The organism is Peribacillus sp. TH16, assembly GCF_016651095.1.
Classification (GTDB): Bacteria; Bacillota; Bacilli; order Bacillales; family DSM-1321; genus Peribacillus; species Peribacillus butanolivorans.
Map to the genome: position 1 here is coordinate 2,090,391 of NZ_JAEKEM010000009.1, position 18,809 is coordinate 2,109,199.

Below are 18,809 nucleotides of genomic sequence, written 5' to 3' on the forward strand. Positions count from 1 at the left end.
ACGAATGGAATGCAGTACGAGCAAAATACTAACCCTATCACTGGATAATGGTTGGTTATCTGTGGATATATTACGTTTGTTAGTAGGTTGCTAATTCATTAACAGGGTAAGGATGATCAATTTGATAAAAGCAAAAGATTTGTTAGATCCGCCAAAAATTCTTGTACTTGGCTTTGCCTTCCTGATACTTGTTGGAGCCTATTTATTAACCCTGCCGATTTCCACTGAAAATGGGAATGGTCTTTCTTTTCTAAATGCTTTATTTACCTCAACCTCTGCTACATGTGTAACAGGGCTTGTCGTAGTAGATACGGGAACCACTTTTACAACATTTGGAGAGTTGGTCATTTTATCACTCATTCAAATAGGCGGCTTGGGGTTTATGTCATTTGCGACGCTTTTCTTTTTCTTATTAGGCAAAAGAATTTCTTTAAAAGGCCGGTTAGTCTTGCAGGAGTCTTTAAATAATTTATCTATGGCAGGTGTAGTTAAGTTAGTAAAAAGGATTTTAATTTACACTGCCATTATTGAAATTTCAGGTGCCGTTATACTATCGATTCGCTTTTCTTTTGACATGCCAATAGGCAGAGCAATCTATTACGGCCTTTTTCATTCGATTTCCAATTTCAATAATGCGGGCTTTGACTTAATGGGAGGGTTTAGGAGCTTGACTACTTATGCATCAGATCCTTTCGTAACCCTTACAGTCGCTTCCCTGATCACATTAGGCGGTATAGGATTTATCGTGATGAATGAAATTTACGAATACCGTGATACCCATCGTTTGTCTGTACATACGAAGGTTGTACTGATGGCTAGCTTAATCCTTACAATTGGCGGGGCCATTTTAATCTTTATATTTGAATTTGGAAATGCCAAAACATTGCAGCCTTTATCTTTCATGGGGAAAACGTTGGCTTCTTTGTTTCAATCCGTTACTCCGAGGACAGCAGGTTCTAATACATTGAATATCCCTGATTTAACACAACCCACATTGCTGCTGATCATTTTCTTGATGTTTGTTGGGGCTTCACCGGGATCGACTGGCGGTGGGATTAAAACCACCACATTAGCGACGCTGATTGGAACGGTTTGGTCACAGATTAAAGGAAAAGAAGATGTGGTATTGTTTCGGTACCGCATTGTGAATGAAACGATATTTAAAGCATTATCCGTTACCTCCATCGGGGTATTTATCGTTTCAACCATCACCATTCTGCTGACTATTACAGAAACCGGAAGTGATTTCTTGACGGTTTTATTTGAAGCCACTTCAGCATTTGCTACCGTGGGTCTCTCAATGGGATTAACCCCTGAATTATCCCCCATTGGTCGGATGCTCATTATTTTCACAATGTTTGCGGGCCGGGTTGGACCTTTGACTTTTGCTTTTGCTATCGCAATGAGACGTAAACCAGATCCATTCCGCCGTCCAAAAGGCAAAATCATGATTGGTTAATCATTAATGAGGGAGTGTTAAAGATGGGAAAACGACAATATGCCGTTATCGGTTTAGGAAGATTCGGAACGAGTGTAGCTCATAGATTATATACAGCCGGACAAGAAGTCTTGGGTATTGATGTAAGCGAGGAAAGAGTCGAGAATGCAGAATTAAGTGTAACTCATGCAGTTATGGCTGATACTACCGAAGAAGAGGCACTAAAATCCATTGGAATCCGTAATTTTGATTGTGTCATCGTAGCCATCGGAAATGATATGCAGTCAAGCATTTTAACTACATTGCTTTTAAAGGAACTAGGAGTGAAAAAGGTAATAGCAAAAGCTCTAAATAAACATCACGGTCAAGTGCTCGCTAAAGTTGGTGCTGACTGGGTTATCTACCCTGAAAGAGATATGGGTGAACGGGTCGCTAATCAACTCCTATCACCCAACATGCTGAACTATATAGAACTCTCAAAAGAATACAATATCGAGGAAATCATTATACCCATAAGCATGACAGGAAAAAGTCTCAGAGAGCTTGATTTACGTGCGAAATATAATATCAGTGTTATTGCCATCGTGAGTAATGGAGAAATTATCATAGCTCCATCACCTGATCAGAATATCCTTGAAAAAGATATGCTTTTAGTGGTTGGTAATAAAGAAGATCTAGCCGTGTTTGCAAATATTGAATAACCTAGGTCCCTAACCAAGGAGCAGGCTACCCTTTCATTGGTTCCGGCTTTCGCTGTACGAGATGACCTAAAAAAGATTGGGCTTATCCGCCAATTAAGAATGTCTCATCGTATGAATCTGTGTCATAAATATCAATCCCTATAAAATCTAAACAGTCAGCATCCGAAAAGTGAAACACTATTTTCGCAGTATCTGGATGAGTAACTGATTGTTTTACTGATTTATCATGCAATCTGAAAGAGTAAAAAATCTCATTATCAGCAGTAGTTGCCTTTTTGAATATATGTACTGTATCAACAAGATGTTTAATTTTTATCGCAGTAGCTCCCGCTAATTCAATTCCGATGATCGGAACGTCGTTACAAAAATCTAACATTATGTCATTATTTTGTGGGAGCTCTTCAGTATATGAAATTTTGTATTTGTATGGTTCAACCAAGTAAATATAGCCCATTTCTGCTTCATTATCATATGTTACTTGTTTATCCAATGGTCCACCGTCCTCAATCTATTTTTCTCTTCTACTTGAAAACCAAATCTCTTTAATACTTCCTTACCATTTAAGTAAGAATTCCCCCAGTTAAACCATTTTTAGCTTTATGGCCTTGTGTCCCAGCCCGTAGATAGTTTATTCATTTGTATTAATCGCTTGGGCCAAAGTGGATTTTATCGTTACTTTATCAAAAGGCAGTTGAAGTTGCACAGCAGTAATAGCTATGTCTGGACGAAGTCCCGAAAGAGTTGTATCAACCCCAATTAGATGTAAGGATTCAATCAATTTTGACAGTTGTTGAGCAGATACACTGTCGATTGCATGAACACCTGATAAGTCTATAAAAAGCCTAGTAACATTTTTTTCTGCACATATTTGTAACGTGTTTTCAAGCAAGAACATCCCTCTCATTGTGTCAATATCGCCAATAAGGGGAAGTAACGCGGTGTTATCGTTTAGTGATATGACAGGAGAGCCTAATTCATTAATCGTATCCTGTTGAGCTTTCATTATTTCATTAGAATATCTATTGTTAGCTTCAGTAAACCTCTCTAGAACTTCACTGAACACTTTGATAACAATTCGATACCATGAATTTATTTCCTTTTGCGAGTATTGACCTTCATTTAATGATACAAATTGCTCAATAAAATCTAGATATTGCTCCTGCGTTCGAAAAAATTCTCTTAATATAAAATAGATGGGTGTTTCTAAATGCTGCCCATCCTGTGCGATTTCTTCAATCCACTCATCAAAATGCCTAAAGAATTCTGATTCCTCTTCTATAAACACCTGAAAAAAATGTAAGTGAAAATCGTTATTTTGTAGCTTTAGTTTTTTAATTACTTCGGGATTAGCTGAGCTATAAACGCCTATCACATCATTTTTATTTAAGGTTTCGTACCATTCCTCTGTCAATTGTGCTGCTTTGTCTAATAGAAATGAATGTAATTTTTGGTTTCTATGCATAAATTTCTCCACCTATTTAATTTTTTATAAAAATAGCAGTCTAGTACTCGCTTCTATTTACCTCGTATACTTCAATAGAAGTAGGTCCTCACTATATTCCCAACAATATCCACAACCTCATTGTTATTATAGTTTAACATTTATGTTTTTTACCGACAATTTTTTCGCAATCCAATATATTCAAGGTATCTTAAGGAACCTCTATCAAAATTGAATTTTTCACAAAGAAAAAAGGATCTACACTCAGATCCTTAAAGTTCAATTTACTATTTTCATCATAAAGTTCATCCACACTATCTACAAAATCTCATCAGAGATCTTCATTATTATCTGAATGCCATCGCCCTATGCTTCCTCGAATTGTAGGGTCAAGTTCACAAAAATTACTTTTTCCTAAATAAAGCAGTCCATAAACCAGAGACCCCAAAGACTTCATTAGACCGCTTAAATTCCTTCATTTTACGTATTTCTATCTCTTCAAAATCCTTAAAAATCGTTCTTAGTTTTTCCTCAGTAAAACCTAACCCGCCTCTAAGACTTCCTAATCTATATACTTCCCAATCTGAAATATCTGCACCACCTAATATTCCTCCTTGAACAAAACAAGTAATCGCATAGAAACCCTTAGGCTTTAACGCCTTTTTCACCATTTCTATATAATTCATTCTTCTATGTGGAGCAATATGATGAAAGCAACCTGAATCATAGACGGTGTCATATTTTCCTTCTTCAATATCTAAGTCAAAAATGTTTTTTTGAATAAAATTTATGTTCACTTTCTTTTCTGTTGCCCACTCTTTTCCCCATTCAAGAGCTTCTTTTGAAACGTCAACAGCATCAACTGAGCAGCCCTTTTGAGCAAAATAAATGGCATTCCTTCCAGGACCACATCCAAGTTCAAGAACCTCCCCTGAACCAAGTAACTCTCTGTCAAAATAATTAACTAAATTCTCGTCTGGTAGGTTTTCAAAAAAGGGAATCTCCTTTTCACGATCTTCATAAAAATCATTCCAGAATTTAGTTGGTTCACGCAATAACGAGTCCAGCATTTCTAATAAATCTTCATAGTTATAAATCGTTTCAGACAAAATATCCCCTCTTTCCAATTAAATCCTTCCAACTAATTGTACTGAATTTCAAAAAATTTATTCACCTGAAGTTCTTGCTTCATAAAGACCCTTAATCATTGTTTCCTACTCCTTAGAAAGGCACGTCATCTTCATTTGCAAATTATTATCTTTCTATACATTCCATTCATCATAATCGATTGATCTTCTACGATTTTTAGATTTTTATCATGTCTATGATACAAGTCTTCAAACCGCAAGCCAATATCTGTACCTAAAACCCTAATAAAAGGTCTAAGAAGCTTCTTTGGTAAAGATAGCTGTTTATTTTTAGAGATAAACTTATCGAATATAATTATTTTCCCATCTTGTTTTAAAACCCTAATCATTTCTTGAAAACATTTATTTGCATCAGGCACTACTGAAAGGACCAAACTTCCAACTATATAATCAAACGATTCATTGTTGAATTCCATATTTTGTGCATCCATCTCTAAAAATGTGATAGAGGTATTTCTATATCTCTCCATTGCTTTTTTAAGCATATCCTTTGAAAGGTCTATTGCTGTTATCTCTAAGTCAAAGTGCTTGATTAACTCTATGTCAGCACCCGTTCCTACGCCCACAAACAGAACTTTATCTCTGCTATTAAACGATATCTCATCAAATACTCTTCTTCTGGCATTAAAAAAAAGATTTGAATTGAAAACTTTGTCATAAATTGGAGACCAAATCTTATATATCACTTTATTCCAAGAATTATTCAACATTCACCACTCCCAGATATCTCTTAACACTACTTCTACAAATACTAATAAATTCCTTCCAAGTATGATTGCATAAAGGACAATTAAGAAAAAAGGCCACACCTAAAGAGTAATATTACCTTGACTGTCATAGTAATATGTTATAAGTTATACCAAAGGAGGTGAGGATTTGGTTCAACGAAAACTATCCTCTGACCTACTACGCGGACATGTTGATACGATGATTTTAAAACTCCTGCAAAGTGGCGATAAATATGGTTATGAAATTAGTAAATTGATATATGTGAGTTCAAATGAGCAGTACGAAATAAAGGAAGCAACAATGTATTCCAGCTTAAAACGTCTTGAAAAAGACGAATGCATCATCTCCTATTGGGGAGATGCTACACAAGGCGGCAGAAGAAAATATTATAAAATCACCGCAATCGGAGAAGACACATATACGCAAAACAAAAATAACTGGGAGCAGGCCAAGCAAATACTTGAACGCCTCTTGTAGAAAGGAAGATAAAATGTGATTGAAAAACTAAATGCACATGTTCACAGCATTTTTGCTCCGTATCAAAATGCCAAAACAGCAAAGGAACTGGAAGAAGAACTGCTGCAAAACTTAATAGAGAAATATAATGACTATAAACAAAAAGGTTCTAGTGAGCAGGAGGCTTATAGATTAACGGTGGATTCAATTGGAGAAGTGTCAGAGCTCCTAGAAGCATTTAATCTCCAATACAGTGAGCTTGAGCAGGCGATAAACATGGACTATTCCAGGCAACGCTTATTGGATTCCGACTTCCGCTCGGTTTCGGTGCATGATGGAAAATTTAATTCCTGCGATTTAACCCGTTCTGATTTCAGCCATTCTGACCTGACGAACAGCACATTTAAAAGCAGTAACTTAAATAATTGTATCTTTGAAAACGTCAATTTAACGAGTACCCTATTTAAAAGTTCAAACTTAAAGGGAGTCATTTTTAAAAATAGTAGCTATAATAAAACCCACTTTAAAGGCTGTAATTTAGCTGGTCTTATCTTTGATGGGGAAACATTTAACCAAACCATTTTTGAGGGCTCAACATTGAAGAAAGCATCATTTCGCGACGCAACACTCAAGAATGTTCAATTTCGAACGTCTGATTTAAAGAAAATCGACTTTGAGGGTGCGTCAATGGATAAACTTACTTACAACTTTTTAATTGGAGCTAAGGTTAATCTTAGCAACGTAACAATACTTTAAAGGAGGGATTTTTATGAGTTTACCAATCGCCATTGTAGTATCTACCTCAATCATATGTGTGACTGTGTTCATAACTGCTGTGACATTAAAAGGGATGAGCATGGGAGACTAATTCAAAAGCAACATTTTATCAAATTCCCCTTGCTAAGACTGAAAAAGTGTAAGTAGCCTTTCTTTTTTCCTTAAGTAGAGTGGCTTTACACAAGATTTCATCTAAATGGTAATGTCTTAGCTTGGGTTTTTATGTTTATTTAACATTTCCCCTCTAATTTAAGAAACAGAACGTTCCCCTTTATTCGAGTTATCAATGAACTTAAAGAAAGGAAGTAATATTCCTAATAAAGATACAGTGCAGATAATGCTTCCTATTAAAAAGTACAATGGACGTATCCCCCAGATATCACTCAGAAATGTACCTGTTATTACCCCTAATAGCATCGTACTTCTAATAATAAATAATCGAACCGAGGATATTTTCCCCATTAGATGATTAGGTACGCTTTGTTGAAAAATAGTTTTATTATGAATACTAAAAATAGCCATAGCTATTCCAGCAAGAATTTCAGTCAAGAATGCAACAACTATACTATTGCTAATACCTAAGGAGATATATGTTAGACCTCCGATAATTAATGCTCCTAACATCAAAACCCTGCGACTCTTATGTTTTATTTTACTTACAAGCATGGAACCAATTACATACCCTAAAGGGAAACTAGCCATAAAATATCCGTACTCTGCATAACTACCAGATAACTCACCAGTGATATAGGGAAGAGTGATAACCATCGTAACTCCCACTCCAAATTGAACAAACGCCAAAAAGACTCCTAACCAAACTATGAGGGGTTGTCTAAAAAAATAGGATAGACCCTCAATGAATTGGTTTAACCATGATTTGCGTATAGATAATGAGACTCTTGATTCTTGGATGAACAGCAGTATAAAGCCACTTGTAATAAGCAATAAGCAAACAAGCGGTAATGTGGTTTTAACACCTAAGTACTCTACAACGACTCCCCCTGCAATTGGTGCCAAGAACGTCATTAATCGAATCGTTCCATCTAAATAAGCATTTGCAGCGCTTAGCTGGTTCTCAGGAACAATTGTAGGCAAAATTGATTGATTAGCGGGTGAATATAAGGGCGTAATTAAACCTACTATGATTTGGACTGTGAAAATGTTCCATGCTTCAAGATTCCCCGTTAATAATGAAATAAGTGGGATAAGAAAAATTACACCTCTACTCCACTGTGAAAGTATCATCGTCCACTTACGGCTCCATCTATCAATAAAAGGGCCAATAAATAATTGCAAAAGCAGGGATGATACAAAATATAATATCCACATACTTCCCAAAGCCATAGTGGAACCTGTAAGTTGATAGATAAGAATTGAATTACAAAAGGTCCCAAAGGCAGCGCCTAATTCAGAGATCACATTACCGATCCATATGAAGAGAAATGAACGGTTCTTTAATATATGCTGATTCATTTAACCTCTCACCTTTCTCTTCATCTGTTAGTCCATCTTATTCTAAGATGACACCTGCTGAACTTCCTTTATTTGATTTATTACTAAATGCATCACACTTGAAATTTTCCCCAATTTTAAGTATGACGTCTCCTAGTAAATGAATGATAATCCTTTTAGTTAGTACTTCTATATTCTTATTAAAATCCCTTTTACGACCAGTTAATCTATATTAAGAGAAAGACTGAAATGATAGGGGTTTAATTTATTTTTGAAATGAAAACGTTTATCTAAACAGATTAATGATCGAGGAAATGGAAAATTCGAGGCGAAAGGTAGAAGCCTCACTCCACTAACCGTGCAGGATAGTGACACCTGAAAAATAAAAAAAGAACGACTTTTAAACAGAGTCGTTCTCTCAAATAAAACAATCGAATTTTTAATCTTTACTCCAGTATAGTGAACTAGTAAGAGCTTGCTGCCCTATTGGGTGTGTATTCTTTTAATTCATTTGAGATTTATGCCATTTCCATGCACTTTCAATAATCTCGTCTAAATCTATTGCTGCTTTCCACCCAAGATCTTCATATATCTTATTGGCTGAAGCAACCAGTCGAGCTGGATCTCCCTGCCGACGATCTGCATATTCTATATTCGGTTTTACCCCGGTGACTTTTTCACATGTGTCTATTACATCTTTAACCGAAAATCCTTTTCCATTCCCAAGGTTGTAGATTGCCGTATTCTTCTTCCCAGACAATAGGGCTTGAAGAGCTAATATATGTGCTTTAGCTAAATCCGTTACATGAATATAATCACGAATACAAGTACCATCTTGTGTGTCATAGTCTGTACCAAACACGGAAATCTTCTCCCGTTGACCTAATAAATGCTGTAAAATAATAGGAATCAAGTGTGTTTCTGGGTCATGGCTTTCACCGATTTCTGCCGACTCATGTGCTCCAGCCGCATTAAAGTATCGCAAAACAACATAATGAAGTCCATATGCATGTGCAAAGTCACCTAAGATTTGCTCTACCATCAATTTCGAGCGACCATATGGATTAATCGGATTAGTTGGCTGTTCTTCATCAATTATATCTACATTTGGTATCCCGTAAGTAGCTGCCGTAGATGAAAAAATGAAGTTCTTAACATCATGTTTGAGCATAGTATTTAATAAAGTAATAGTTGAAGCAACATTATTTTCATAGTATTTATAAGGGTCTTGAACAGACTCACCAACTAAACTATTAGCAGCAAAATGCATAACAGCCTTAATTGGATATTTAAGAAATATATCATTTAAAACCGCTTCATCCCCTAAATCCCCTTCTCTCAAGATGGCCTTCGAATCAACCAGCGAACAAAAACCGGTAGAGAGATTATCTAGAATAACCACCTCTTCTGTATTTACTAACTCTTTTACAAGATGACTTCCAATATAACCTGCACCGCCAACGACCAAAATCAAATTATATTTCTCCTTTCGAAACTACCTTCACTTGCCCTTACACTGGGAGAGGCTTTTTTCTTACTAAATTAGCGAAATGAGCCTCCAATTATTTATAGGCATTTCTTGAAGGTTTCCATGGCTAATGCATTATATTGATGGTAATCAAATTTTTCTAGTTTAGTGTTAGCATTACTAGCCATCGTAGATAACCCTTTTTCAAGCCCATTTATGCTATTTTCAACAAGTAAACCATATTTACCGTTTTCCAAAACGGTCCGGTTCGCAACAATATCAGTAGCCATGATTTTCATTCCTAACGTCATTGCCTCTAATAAAACCATAGGCTGCCCTTCATAATGTGATGACAGTACAAAGCAATCACATTTCTCCATAAACGAAAATGGATTTTCAAGCTGACCCAAAAGATGTATGGAATGATTTAAATCCAGCTCTTCAATGATGGCTTGTAAATCTTCCTTTAAAGGACCTTGGCCTAAGATATACAGCTTGCTATTTTTGTGTTTCTCATGGAAGCTTGCGAATGCACGAATCAAATTATCTTGACCTTTTTCAGGAGATAATCTTCCCATATTGACAAAATTAAAATCATTTTTATTAGGATATGGGACGAATTGATTATTTACTTCCAACCCATGCACTTCTTGTACGATTAACGCCTGTTTATCCAACCACCCTAGGGATATCCCGTCCTTTAATATATGAGTATACGTACCAAGTTGAGTAACTGCTTCTTTATCGAATTCAACAATCCACCCATTAAAGGTTGGCCCATCTTCCACGATCATGGCATCTTGTAACCCATACGGTTTATCCCAAATATTATAATTTCCTAACTGGATTTCTGCAGTGCCGCGCACTTCCCGTTCTTTTAACACTATTGGCTCGTCTATCATTTCAAAGGCCCCCGTATTTAGCCAGCCAATTTTCTTATTGTCTATTACGAAAAGGTAATAGCCGCCTTTTCTGGTTCTGTTGTATTTTATGATTTTGACGGTTTGCCCTTCAAAATCGATTGCCTTAGTTACTCTTTTAGCCTTGTAATTCGGATAAGCCTTTGACCAAATTGTATGGTCTTCCGGTTTAGTTATTTTTCCATACTTCTGTTCACTGGTGTTTACTTCCTTCAACGTTCTATTATCAATCTTATCAATGAATTTTTTATTACTTTTATAGTTTCTGGATATCATATACTTTCTTTTAAAAATGATTTGCAGCTTGTCCTTAAAGCTCGTGTTTTCATTGATTGTACACTGTTCAAGCATGGATAAAGCTGAATTATCCACCCAGCCGATTACCGTACGATTTACGGATATTCTACTATAAATCGAATGTTGGGTTTTTACTTCCTTATCGACCTTCACGATTATGCCTTTAAAATCTTGACTGCCAGAAACTTTGTATGAACCTTCAATCTTATATGGCATCGACCAAATGAAGTTTCCTCTTGGTCTTACTAGCCTTGCGATTTTATCAAGTTCCTTTTCGTAAATAATACTGTCTGGCAAGAACTCTACAGCCTCTTCGTTAATCCAGCCGATTATTTGATTGTTGAAGCTGAATTTGTAAAATGTATTATGATTAACATTGGCTTTTCTAGAAATCATAATTTCAGCATTTTCAAATCGTTCTTCTAGAGGGAATTGAATGGCATCCACATTCCCGGGAAGGGTATTCCAAGCATGATTATTTCTAACATCCCTTAATATCGCTCTTGCTTTGAAATTCTCTGTAGTAGTCAATGAACTTTCGTTATTTTCTACGAATTCAGATTTCTCTGAATCTATTTGAAGGATTTTATCCGGGTTGATAGAATTCATTACATAGTCGAATTTATCATAGTCTGCATACTGCATTAGATTCTTTCGGTTTAATTCCATTGTTCCCTTAGAAACACTTACAAGTTTATCAAATCGATTATATACGGAAAAAAGTCCCCTTAGATTTATCCGATGAGGCCTCCTTCCATTAATCACTCGCTCACTATCAGATAGCAAATCATTATGCATATAACAAACTTTCTTTTTTGTGTCTGCAGCTAGGAGGAATTTAGCCCAATAATGGCTATACCCACTAAAATCAATAACAAAATCAAATTTAGTTTTACCGAATAAACGTGCATGTTCTCTAATATAGGCATTTTCCGGGTAAAACTTTTTCCCTAAGAAGCCTGTTTCCCCTCTGTTATGGATGAATTTATCCTTATACACTTCCAAAAATTTATACACAGGCAATCCAGGTTTAAAAAGAAAACGCACATTCTTATTTACCTTGTCCATATTTTTTAAGACCTCATACGAGTGAGGAGTAGCAGTAAAACAGCTTACATCATATTTGTCATAATCAATGTTATTCATTAAGTTAAGAAAAGAGGATGTAATTCCGTTATCCCTCAATCCGCCAGGATAAATCAATATTTTTTCCTTTGAGGAATCTAGACCAGTAATTGTGTTTAGTTCTTTCGTAGACTTATTAAATAGATTAAGGACAATTCTCTCTGTTACATTCCCATCCTCGTAGTTTGTGAACTTTTGCTGCATGTTTTTATATTTATCAGAATAAAACAGTTTTACATTTTTAATATCTTTAATTGCATGAGCTAATTCTTTTGAGTTAAAAAGCATTGGGCCTGGAAGTTCATCGTTTTGAAGATATTGCCCTCTTTCCTCTGTATAAACATCCGTATCCCAAGTGTAAAATAGAATTGGCTTATTAGTAACAAGGAAATCAAAGAAGATACTAGAATAATCAGTAATAAGCAAATCAACAGTAGCAAGCAATTCATTTGTATCCACATAATCAGGGATTAACCTATTTTTAATTTCTGTATGCTTATTAGCTTCTTTATATAGAAAAGGGTGCACCTTAATCAATAAATTATATTGTTCACCGATTTGACTTTCTAAATAATTTATATCTGCAATGATTTGAAGAATATCATTATCCACTTTGGCAAGATTTGTTCCCTTCCAAGTTGGAGCGTATAAAATATTCTCTTTGCCATCGTTGATTTTCAAACCTAGAGTTCTTAGATAGTCCTTAAACTCCTTCGGATTCGTATTAAGAGTTAAATCGATCCTAGGATATCCTTCTTCTACAATTTTCCCTTTATACAATCCGTTTAACTTATAGCTTCGCGTAAATATGTCTGTAGTATGGGCATTAGGGCTCAAAATATAATCTGCACTTAAAAAGTTCCTTACAACGTTTTGAGAGACCGAGGGGTTGCCTGGTATGTCAAAGCCCATACTCTTAAGTGGTGTCCCATGCCATGTATTAATGTAAATTTGGTCGATTTTAGGTATGAAGAAAGATTGGAATGTTGAGTTATTGATTAAATACTCACTTGTTGCTAAATACTTTAAATAATCCTTTGAATTACGTTGCACAAATTTAACATTAGGCATATCTTTATACTTCGATATGACACCTGAAAGAGCACTAAAATTTTGAATAGACCATATATGCATAAAATCTTTAAAGTCTTGATTTTCTATCATATATTTAAACATCGCGTAGGGACTGTCAGTTATACTGTTTCCATCACGACTCTCATATAGAATTGTGTTTTTTTGCACGTTAAATTTCTCATAATACTTTGCATATCTATTTACACGTTGATGTTTTTCCTTTAATAAGAAATTAGCAATCGGCTGTTTAAGGAAACTAACTTTTCTTTTTATTACCTTCTTATTCACCAAATAGGCATCCCCTTTTATGAATTAATATTCACCATTCAAAATTACAATTACCTTTCATTAACAAAAATAACAACTATGAATGATCAATAGTTGGAGATTTTTTGATATTAAATTAAAACGAAACAATTTGATAATTAGCAGCAAATAAACGAACCCCTTACTTACTGCTTTTTCGTTTATGACTTTCAATACTCTTTGTTGTGTAGAAAGATACTTCCTTTATCCTTGGCAAGTAAATTATTTCACAAGGCCTAAAATGAGAAATTGAAGTGTCCCATAGCTATAAGCTCTCACATTTTTCACCATAATTTTCTTCAAACGGTTTTATCCAGAAAGATAATTGAAACTTCCTTCATGTTTATGGGAAGCAATCAACGGATAATTTATTAAATTAATCCGTTGAAATGACAGCGATAAACAACCAATATCTTTGATAACTTACATAAATGGCTGAAAAGGTATTCATCCAATATTATCTAGAGAGTGAAAGTAAATAATCTATTTGCTTACTGCCTTATGCTTTTTGAGTATACTTTCCAATTCTCTTAAAATGTCGTCTCTCAATTCAGGACGTTGTAGGGCAAATTCAATGGTAGTTTTTACAAAGCCATCTACAACTCCGACATCATGTCTTTTCCCTTCAAAATCATAGGCAAATACTGTTTGAATTTCGTTTAGTTTTTGAATGGCATCAGTTAACTGAATTTCACCACCAGCACCAGTTTCATGCTTAGCTAAAAAGTGAAATATTTCTGGGGTTAAAATATATCTCCCCATAATGGCTAAATTAGATGGAGCTGTTCCTTGTTCTGGTTTTTCAACAAAGTTATTAACTTCGTACCTTCTACCATCTTGAGTAAGCGGGTCAATGATACCATACCTATGCGTTTCGCTTTCATTAACGGATTGTACGCCAATAATAGACGAACCTGTCGCATCATATTCATTTATTAATTGACGCAATGAAGGTACCTCGCTTTGAACGATATCATCACCTAAAAGTACGGCAAATGGTTCTTCGCCAATAAAATTACGGGCACACCAGATAGCATGTCCAAGGCCTCTCGGCTCTTTCTGCCTAATGTAATGGATATTGGCTAAATTAGATGGATATTGTACTTTCTCCAATAAATCAAATTTTCCATGATCCCTCAAATTATTCTCTAGCTCATAGGCATTATCGAAGTGATCTTCTATCGCACGTTTATTCTTTCCTGTGACAATAATAATATCTTCAATGCCTGATTTCACAGCTTCTTCTATAATATATTGAATAGTTGGTTTATCCACTATTGGTAGCATTTCTTTTGGCATTGCCTTTGTAGCAGGTAAAAACCTTGTTCCCAATCCCGCTGCAGGTATAATTGCCTTTTGGATTTTTTTCATTGATTTGAAGCTCCTTCATATGACCTTTTAAAAAACTACTAATTTTTCCATCTAATATTTATAGTAACATAGACTTGGTTTTTGTAAACAATTTATCCTAAAAAATCCATTTAAGTTGTAGTTGGATACATAATTGTAATTTAAAGCTAATTAACACATCCCAATTACTTAGGTACTTAAAGACCCATACTTAAGAGAAACCTTTTAATTGAGGGTGACTGCCTGTCTAACATTATTTCCAACTATATCACTTGGTTCAAACCCCTAATGAAACTACTTCTTCGACAAAGTTGGAACTGCACTCCCCCTCTTACCTCTTTGACAAGAGAAAACATCACATATTCCGTTCAGTTTTTTGTCTCTAAACCAAATACAAAAACGGAGAGACTGAAAATCCCTCCGTTTTTTGACTATATTTTAATTAAGCCATTAATTTTTTCTATTTAAACATTATAAAGTTTAAGTTTACACTCATAAATCGTTACGAATTATTCAGCTTCCGAAACAACAGTAAAGCGTTCATTTATGTGCTGAGGGCTTTCAATTTCATCTAATACTGCAATAGCAAAGTCAGCATAACTTATATAACTTTCACCTTTTGAGTTTACAAGGATGTTATCTTTCCCTAATTTATACCCACCTGTTCTTTTGCCTTGTGGATCAAAGAATGCAGAAGGACTGATAAACGTCCATTGAATTCCACTAGCATTTTGTAAATCCTCAAGGTTTTTAGATTGATTAGATGCTGTTGCAAAGTATTCTTTAGGAAAATCCGGTGTATCTAGTACGCGAGTTGTTTTCGCTTCGTCGACAAACAGACTTCCTGCACCACCAACAACAAGCAATTTAGTATTAGGTGCATCTTTCATAGCTTCAATTAAGACTTTACCAGCTTCAACATGTAGATGTTCATGCCCTGGAGCAGCCCCAAACGCATTTACGACCACATCAAATTCTTTAACATCATCTGCCTTCAAAGCAAATACGTCTTTTTCTAAAACTTCAGCTCCTTGATTTTGTACTTTCGCTGCATCTCTGACAATAGCCGTAACCTCGTGGCCTCTAGCTATAGCTTCTTTATAAATCAGACTTCCAGCTTTTCCACTTGCACCAATAATAGCTATTTTCATTTTAAAACTCCTCCTATAGTCGTCTTTATATTCATGTTGTAACTAATTTGTTTACATGTAATAATATAAGTTACAGGCTGACGTTTTGTCAATTTATTTTATCCAAACTTTAGTTTACTAATAACTTTTGTGAGCAATACTAACTTGTAACTACTCGAATTACATGTTAAGTAATTTATACTTAAATATAGAGATTTTAAAGGAGAGAAAAAAATGTCTATCAGTACCCGCTTTTCAGTAGGAATCCATATACTATCTCTTTTAGAAGTAAATAAAGAGGGAGTTAATACATCTGAATTTATCGCAAAAAGTGTTAACACCAATCCTGCTTTAATAAGAAAAATCACTGGCATGCTAAGAAATGCAGGTTTGGTAAATGTTCGGCCAGGTATTGCTGGAGCTACTTTGGCTAGGGAATTATCCGATATTACATTACTCGATGTTTATCAGGCTGTTAACGTCGTGCAGGATAAAGAATTATTTGGGATTCATGAACAGCCAAATCCAGCATGTACCGTTGGAAGAAACATACAAGATACAATTGGACCCATTTTTTCCGTTGCAGAATTAGCCCTAGAAAAGGCATTAGGAGTAGTAACTATTGAAGATGTTGTAAAAGATATTTTAGAAAAAGAAAAATTTAATAATCAGTAATGTATATAGAGGATTTTGGGGAAGTACATCAACTTTACGAAATGGTGCAAATTAAATAAAGGCACCATTCATTGTGAAGGTAAAATGAAACCATTTCCACAACGAAAGATGCCTTTATCAAAGGGTGTATTAATTTAAAGATTACTTACTCAATCATTATTGTTCTTACTCATAAGTATTCCCATACATACAGTAATAAATGAAAAAGCAGTAAACGCTAACAACGGAATGGTGATAAATCCAAGCCAGTTAATATATTCTCCTGAACAAGGAACACCACTTTGACACATTTCGAACTGTTGAAGAGCAGGGATTTTTTGCAAGCTATAGTGATATCCTGAAACCAACATACCTAAAATCGACAAAGGGAGAATATAACGATAAATTTTTAGTTCCTGGTCATAAAAAGCACGGCCTAATAAAAAAACCAATGGATACATCAGGATTCTTTGATACCAACAAAACGTACATGGTACATAATGAAGAACCTCACTAAAATAAAGACTTCCAGATGTCGCAATGATAGATATTATCCAGGAAAATAACAGTGGCTTATTCATGAATTATTTCTCCTTCGCAGCTTCATCTACCATTTTCACTAAATCCTCAAGTGTATTTCCTTCAAACTTCTTACCATTAACAAATAAGGAAGGTGTTCCAGATACTCCCAATTCGGCCGCAGTCTCCATATCTTTGTTCCATGAATCCTCGGAAGAATCTGCTTTAAAAGATGTAACAACCTTTTTGACATCACTATCATTTACGATTTCTTTCAAGGTTTCTTCTAAAAACTTGTCCGTAAACACATCTTCTTTTTCATATTTCTGATCATCTGGCTGTTTACTGTATAACAGCTCATGAAATTCCCAGAAGGTATCATTTCCTAATTCCTTATAAACAGTCTCCGCGAATTTAGCGGATCGTATTGAATCTACGTTAATAAACGAATAATTCATGAAGTAAAATTGTGCTTTTCCGGTGTCAATCAATTCACTTTGAATAGAGGGAAAGAAATTCTCCTCAAATGATTTACAGATTGGACATTTATAATCACCAAATTCAACAATTTGAACAGGAGCCTTTTTATCTCCTAAATAGGGTTGTCCTTTATAATCAATTTCAAAGGCTACATCTTTTTCTTTTCCATTTGCTAAAAATATAAAGCCGATAATAATAACAGCAATTAACCCTATGATCCAAAATGTGAATGTAGACGATTGTTTTTGTTTATTATTTTTTTTGTTTTTATTGTTTTTATTGTTTTTATTGTTTTTAGTCATCTTATACCTCCATACTTATGTATTTGGGCAGAAACACTTCGTCGAGGTTCGGTTTTCAAACTCCATTTTGCTTCTACATTTATTGATACTTACTACATGTCACGAAATAATCAGCTTCCAAAACAAAAAATTCTTTCATGGATATACTAAGGTTTTTCTATTTCATCTAATGCGGTACTACCAAAATTAGCACCTAAAATGCCAATTTCCCCCCTTCTACTTTCCCGCCCTGTAACTAATTCATTTACATGTAATAATATAAGTTTCAGGAGAGTGTTTTGTCAATTACACGTAACTTTTATTTTGGCTCTTAACATACCTTCCATTTTCACACACTTTTCAAACTAAAAACTGGGTTATCTCTCTAATTTTTTTAACTTGTAACTACTTGTATTACATGTTAAATAATTTATACTATTTAAGTATAGAGATTTTAAAGGAGAGAAAAAGATGTCTATCAGTACCCGTTTTTCAGTTGGAATCCATATATTATCTCTTTTAGAAATAAATAAAGAGGGAGTTAATACATCTGAATTTATCGCAAAAAGTGTTAACACCAATCCTGCTTTAATAAGAAAAATCACTGGCATGTTAAGAAATGCAGGTTTGGTAAATGTTCGGCCAGGTATCGCTGGAGCTACTTTGGCTAAGGAATTATCCGATATTACATTACTCGATGTTTATCAGGCTGTTAACGTCGTGCAAGATAAAGAGTTATTTGGAATCCACGATAACCCAAATCCAGCATGTCCCGTTGGAAGAAACATTCAAGATGCAATTGAACCTATCTTTTCAATTGCAGAACTAGCTTTAGAAAAGGCATTAGGCGTAGTAACTATTGAAGATATTGTAAAGGATATTATAGAAAAAGAAGAATTAGGTAAACGGACATTCTAAGGAAGATCAGCTTATCTATTAGTGATATTTGTTTATTTTTGTAGAAAAATCGATATAGAGATAATTTCGAAGATAATATGCTTTTTTCGTAGATATATTCCTTAATTCGAAGATAAAATGCCTGTTTCATAGATATATCCTCTCA

At 34.8% G+C, this 18,809-nt stretch carries 17 protein-coding genes; 6 read left to right on the forward strand and 11 right to left on the reverse strand.

Annotated elements, in window-relative coordinates:
- The first annotated feature begins 112 nt into the window (after window positions 1-112).
- Together JFV29_RS24045 and JFV29_RS24050 are read left to right on the forward strand one after the other, a co-directional pair.
- On the forward strand, window positions 113-1,459 hold the full coding sequence (locus tag JFV29_RS24045; protein WP_201186836.1) for a TrkH family potassium uptake protein: 1,347 nt from the start codon (window positions 113-115) through the stop codon (window positions 1,457-1,459).
- A gap of 23 nt (window positions 1,460-1,482) precedes the next feature.
- Window positions 1,483-2,139 (forward strand): potassium channel family protein, encoded by a 657-nt coding sequence (locus JFV29_RS24050; protein WP_053347790.1) that lies wholly within the window; start codon window positions 1,483-1,485, stop codon window positions 2,137-2,139.
- An 82-nt stretch (window positions 2,140-2,221) separates the two neighbouring features.
- Here the strand turns inward: JFV29_RS24050 and JFV29_RS24055 are convergent, their stop codons facing one another.
- From JFV29_RS24055 to JFV29_RS24070, 4 genes are all read right to left on the reverse strand, one after another.
- Window positions 2,222-2,629 carry a DUF2283 domain-containing protein gene (locus JFV29_RS24055; RefSeq protein WP_201186838.1) on the reverse strand — a complete coding sequence of 136 codons (408 nt, stop codon included), beginning with the start codon at window positions 2,627-2,629 and terminating at the stop codon, window positions 2,222-2,224.
- A 138-nt stretch (window positions 2,630-2,767) separates the two neighbouring features.
- A complete protein-coding gene (locus JFV29_RS24060; protein WP_201186839.1) occupies window positions 2,768-3,601 on the reverse strand; it encodes an STAS domain-containing protein in 834 nt (277 codons plus the stop codon).
- 383 nt (window positions 3,602-3,984) lie between these two features.
- Window positions 3,985-4,689 (reverse strand): class I SAM-dependent methyltransferase, encoded by a 705-nt coding sequence (locus JFV29_RS24065; RefSeq protein ID WP_056526292.1) that lies wholly within the window; start codon window positions 4,687-4,689, stop codon window positions 3,985-3,987.
- Between the two features lie 131 nt (window positions 4,690-4,820).
- A complete protein-coding gene (locus tag JFV29_RS24070) occupies window positions 4,821-5,435 on the reverse strand; it encodes a class I SAM-dependent methyltransferase (protein ID WP_201186840.1) in 615 nt (204 codons plus the stop codon).
- 169 nt (window positions 5,436-5,604) lie between these two features.
- Between JFV29_RS24070 and JFV29_RS24075 the strand changes: the two genes are divergently transcribed.
- Both JFV29_RS24075 and JFV29_RS24080 read left to right on the forward strand, forming a co-directional pair.
- On the forward strand, window positions 5,605-5,934 hold the full coding sequence (locus tag JFV29_RS24075; RefSeq protein ID WP_201186841.1) for a PadR family transcriptional regulator: 330 nt from the start codon (window positions 5,605-5,607) through the stop codon (window positions 5,932-5,934).
- A 15-nt stretch (window positions 5,935-5,949) separates the two neighbouring features.
- Window positions 5,950-6,669 (forward strand): pentapeptide repeat-containing protein, encoded by a 720-nt coding sequence (locus JFV29_RS24080; protein ID WP_201186842.1) that lies wholly within the window; start codon window positions 5,950-5,952, stop codon window positions 6,667-6,669.
- A gap of 270 nt (window positions 6,670-6,939) precedes the next feature.
- Here the strand turns inward: JFV29_RS24080 and JFV29_RS24085 are convergent, their stop codons facing one another.
- The 5 genes from JFV29_RS24085 to JFV29_RS24105 form a co-directional block, all read right to left on the reverse strand.
- Window positions 6,940-8,163 (reverse strand): MFS transporter, encoded by a 1,224-nt coding sequence (locus JFV29_RS24085; protein ID WP_201186843.1) that lies wholly within the window; start codon window positions 8,161-8,163, stop codon window positions 6,940-6,942.
- A 481-nt stretch (window positions 8,164-8,644) separates the two neighbouring features.
- Window positions 8,645-9,616 (reverse strand): UDP-glucose 4-epimerase GalE, encoded by a 972-nt coding sequence (galE, locus tag JFV29_RS24090; protein WP_201186844.1) that lies wholly within the window; start codon window positions 9,614-9,616, stop codon window positions 8,645-8,647.
- Between the two features lie 92 nt (window positions 9,617-9,708).
- On the reverse strand, window positions 9,709-13,314 hold the full coding sequence (locus JFV29_RS24095; protein WP_201188069.1) for a CDP-glycerol glycerophosphotransferase family protein: 3,606 nt from the start codon (window positions 13,312-13,314) through the stop codon (window positions 9,709-9,711).
- Between the two features lie 501 nt (window positions 13,315-13,815).
- Complete coding sequence (gene galU / locus JFV29_RS24100) at window positions 13,816-14,703, reverse strand: UTP--glucose-1-phosphate uridylyltransferase GalU (protein WP_201186846.1); 888 nt, start codon at window positions 14,701-14,703, stop codon at window positions 13,816-13,818.
- Between the two features lie 488 nt (window positions 14,704-15,191).
- Entirely contained in the window at window positions 15,192-15,833 is a 642-nt protein-coding gene (locus JFV29_RS24105) for an NAD(P)-dependent oxidoreductase (RefSeq protein ID WP_201186848.1), read from the reverse strand.
- 213 nt (window positions 15,834-16,046) lie between these two features.
- Between JFV29_RS24105 and JFV29_RS24110 the strand changes: the two genes are divergently transcribed.
- A complete protein-coding gene (locus tag JFV29_RS24110) occupies window positions 16,047-16,487 on the forward strand; it encodes an Rrf2 family transcriptional regulator (RefSeq protein ID WP_201186850.1) in 441 nt (146 codons plus the stop codon).
- A gap of 149 nt (window positions 16,488-16,636) precedes the next feature.
- Here JFV29_RS24110 and JFV29_RS24115 read toward each other — a convergent pair whose 3' ends face one another.
- Both JFV29_RS24115 and JFV29_RS24120 read right to left on the reverse strand, forming a co-directional pair.
- Entirely contained in the window at window positions 16,637-17,047 is a 411-nt protein-coding gene (locus JFV29_RS24115) for a disulfide oxidoreductase (protein WP_053347803.1), read from the reverse strand.
- A 3-nt stretch (window positions 17,048-17,050) separates the two neighbouring features.
- Window positions 17,051-17,767: a DsbA family protein gene (locus tag JFV29_RS24120; RefSeq protein WP_201186852.1), complete on the reverse strand. Its 717-nt coding sequence runs from the start codon at window positions 17,765-17,767 to the stop codon at window positions 17,051-17,053.
- A 450-nt stretch (window positions 17,768-18,217) separates the two neighbouring features.
- On the opposite strand from JFV29_RS24120, the gene JFV29_RS24125 reads away from it, so the two are divergent.
- Window positions 18,218-18,664 (forward strand): Rrf2 family transcriptional regulator, encoded by a 447-nt coding sequence (locus tag JFV29_RS24125; protein WP_201186855.1) that lies wholly within the window; start codon window positions 18,218-18,220, stop codon window positions 18,662-18,664.
- The last annotated feature ends 145 nt before the right edge of the window (window positions 18,665-18,809 follow it).